This is a genomic window from Photobacterium chitinilyticum, from assembly GCF_004104355.1.
Taxonomy (GTDB): domain Bacteria; phylum Pseudomonadota; class Gammaproteobacteria; order Enterobacterales; family Vibrionaceae; genus Photobacterium; species Photobacterium chitinilyticum.
This window is the reverse complement of sequence record NZ_RJLM01000039.1, coordinates 1-2715: the sequence shown is the minus strand read 5'-3', so window position 1 is coordinate 2715 and position 2715 is coordinate 1. Positions and strand designations below refer to the sequence as shown.

General features: G+C 39.3%; 3 protein-coding genes. All 3 read left to right on the top strand.

Features of this window, described 5'->3' with window-relative positions; genetic code table 11:
* Positions 1-658 precede the first annotated feature (658 nt).
* Positions 659-1045 (top strand): hypothetical protein, encoded by a 387-nt coding sequence (locus EDI28_RS25495; RefSeq protein ID WP_128786651.1) that lies wholly within the window; start codon positions 659-661, stop codon positions 1043-1045.
* Positions 1045-1620 (top strand): hypothetical protein, encoded by a 576-nt coding sequence (locus EDI28_RS25490; RefSeq protein ID WP_128786650.1) that lies wholly within the window; start codon positions 1045-1047, stop codon positions 1618-1620. Before EDI28_RS25495 ends, EDI28_RS25490 begins: the two co-directional genes overlap by 1 nt.
* Before the next feature lie 132 nt (positions 1621-1752).
* Positions 1753-2028 carry a hypothetical protein gene (locus tag EDI28_RS25480; RefSeq protein ID WP_128786649.1) on the top strand — a complete coding sequence of 92 codons (276 nt, stop codon included), beginning with the start codon at positions 1753-1755 and terminating at the stop codon, positions 2026-2028.
* The last annotated feature ends 687 nt before the right edge of the window (positions 2029-2715 follow it).

Genomic DNA, 2715 nt, shown 5'->3' with positions numbered 1-2715 from the left:
GAAAGGCTTTCGGCCAGGTATGATCGTATTAACGGATGGAGTTGCATAACAAAGGTATCAAGGTGACTTGTTTGATTCGGCGGTTTTGGTTTGGAGTTCAGTGGGTTTGGTGAGTTGGTCGTGGCGCACCTTATCCCAGGCGTTATGCCACTAAAAGCTAAGTGTTTTCTCTATAAATAACTCAGCGCACAAGACACCATCTCTCAGGCAATTTCGTTCATCAACCGGCTGCTTCTTGAGTTCGTCAAAATGTCGGTTGTTAATGTATCTGCTGCCATTAGCATCGAGTTGGTCGGCTTCAGTTCATCACGCGGCGTTCTTTGGTTAGTACGGTGATTCCATTGGCTATCAGTTTAGTGCTTGCAGCCTGTGTAACTCTGCATTAGTTATCATGCAAATCCGGTGTACTCAATGTCGCTGAAAGTTATCGGGAATATTTGAGTTGGTAATAGCTATAGGTTGCGTCGCAAGATCATTACGCGTTGCTTGTTTTGCTGCCAGGTTAGGTAAGTATTCTTGGTGCGGCATAACAAGGCAATCAAGTGTGACGCTTTACACTCGGCGGTTTTGGTTCGGAGTTTGGTGTGCTTTGTTGGTTCAGAGGGGCGCACCTTATTGCAGGCGTTAAAACTTTTTTAGTAAGGAGGAAAAATTTAGAATGTATGCTGTACTAATATATGGGTTTCCATTGACATTGTTAGGTTTTGAATGGGGGTTGCGGACTATGCTTGCGGTTGATTCTGCTGGTTTCACCGGTCCAACTTTAGCTGCAGCTGGCTTATCATTCCTTATGCCATTAACAAAGCCTAAGAAAAAGAATCTACCTGGTCATGATGATGTTGTTGCTATGTCAAAAGCTGATGCGGCTTTGACCCCATTTTTGTGGATTTGTGTGTTTATATTTTTATTTTCATGGTCTTGGGCCTGCTATGTTTCATTAAAGTTCCCGATGGATAAGACTTTAGGGTTCGATAGTCATTTGGTAATTGGTGGTTCAGTATACATTGTGAGCTTGCTTTTAACTGGTATCAAGGAGAAGGTCTAGTGGATAGTTTAATTGCCGTTTTAGCTGCTGGTTCCTTAATTCCGACTATAGCAATTATTATTAAAAAGTTAGTTATTGATCAGGTGTTTAAAAATATTAACAAAGAAATTAAAATTGAAAGTTCTTCAGGTAAATCTCGTAACTATCTTGTAAATGCGGACATTGATGAACGTGAGATAATGCGCATTATTGAGTCTGAAATTGACTTCGAAATGGTTGTTAGGAAATCGCTTAATAAGTATATTAACAAAAATAGAAAACAAAAATTAACAGTTCTTGATGACTATAATGCTGACTTTATTGTTGAAATGGATGGTAAGAAAGTAGCTGTCGAAGCTAAGTCTAATCTTGATAATTTCAAGGCTATTTGGGCTAAGCATTACATTGATGGAAATGAAAATATTAATGAACTTATTTTAGTTGTTAACTCAAAAATATCTGAACAGATTAGACTCGATATCGAAGATGCAATTGGTGATAGTAGGGTTAAATTTATCTCTTCACCTAATGGAAGACGGTTGAATGAATCTTTAGAAAACTTACTTAATACCGAGTTCAAAATAAAAAAGGTTTAACAAAGCAATCAAGGTGATGCGTTACACTCGGCGGTTTTGGTACGGAGTTCAGTGCGTTTTGCTGGTTCAGTGGGGCACACCTTATTGCGGGCGTTATGTGCATATTAGTAATTAATAATAGGATTTGATGGTATGAAAGATAATCAGTATATCGCTTGGGAATCAAAAAGAACTGAAGGGATGTTGAAGTTTATTTGTATTAATGGGATTTTATCTTTTGGCTTAATTATGTGTATTGTTATGGGGTACTTTAATGGAACCTTTAATGAAGGCGTAGAGATAAATTCCGTGATAAATCATGTGGTAACTTGGTTAATTTCAGGCTTGGCTTATGGTTTTATAATGTGGTTCTTTTCTGAGTGGCGATATAAAAAAGAATATCAACTTCGTCATGGCAATGATAGTTAATTTAAAAATTACATGAGTTGTAGTAAGCACATAACAAAACAATCAAGGTGATGCATTACACTCGGCAGTTTTGGTTTGAAGTTCCGTGTGCTTGGCTAGTTCAGAGTTGGCACACCTTATTGTAGGCGTTATGGCTCTTAACGATCTGTTGTCATCATGGCTTAGTTCATCAATGGTGGTTATTCCATCAATATCTTTTCAGTCGTAGTGCCGTGAGAATCGTCCAGCGATTATTGCGGCTTGCTGCTGGTGCAATCAAAGTTCATTGCCAATTTCGTACTGGGTATCCCAAGTTCTTTGGCCGCAATTGGTCATCACGCGATGATGGTTTTTACGCAGGTTGCGGTTATTTGCTTGGTGGTTACAAAGTTCTTTTTCCTCTGTGGCTTTTGGCTGCCCAAGTTCGAGTGCCGCAACAAGGGATTGGTATTTGGTTAGTGGTTGTTTTTTCGTTTACTAAGTCGCTTTCAGATTCATTGCCAATGAGTTTTGGTATTTGTTGCTGCTACCTTGCATGATGAATAGCAAGGCCTCAGAATGCTGAGAGTTAAAGGAAAAACGTAAGTAAAACAACAGGATTTTCGCCATAACAAAGCCATCAAGGTGATGCATTACACTCGGCGGTTTTGGTATGGAGTTCGGTGCGCTTTGTTAGTTCAGCGGGGCACACCTTATGGCAGGCGTTAT

Excerpts from the sequence above, each read along its gene's own strand:
- EDI28_RS25495 (WP_128786651.1), top strand. The coding sequence starts at position 659 with ATGTATGCTGTACTAATATATGGGTTTCCATTGACATTGTTAGGTTTT.
- EDI28_RS25480 (WP_128786649.1), top strand. The coding sequence starts at position 1,753 with ATGAAAGATAATCAGTATATCGCTTGGGAATCAAAAAGAACTGAAGGG.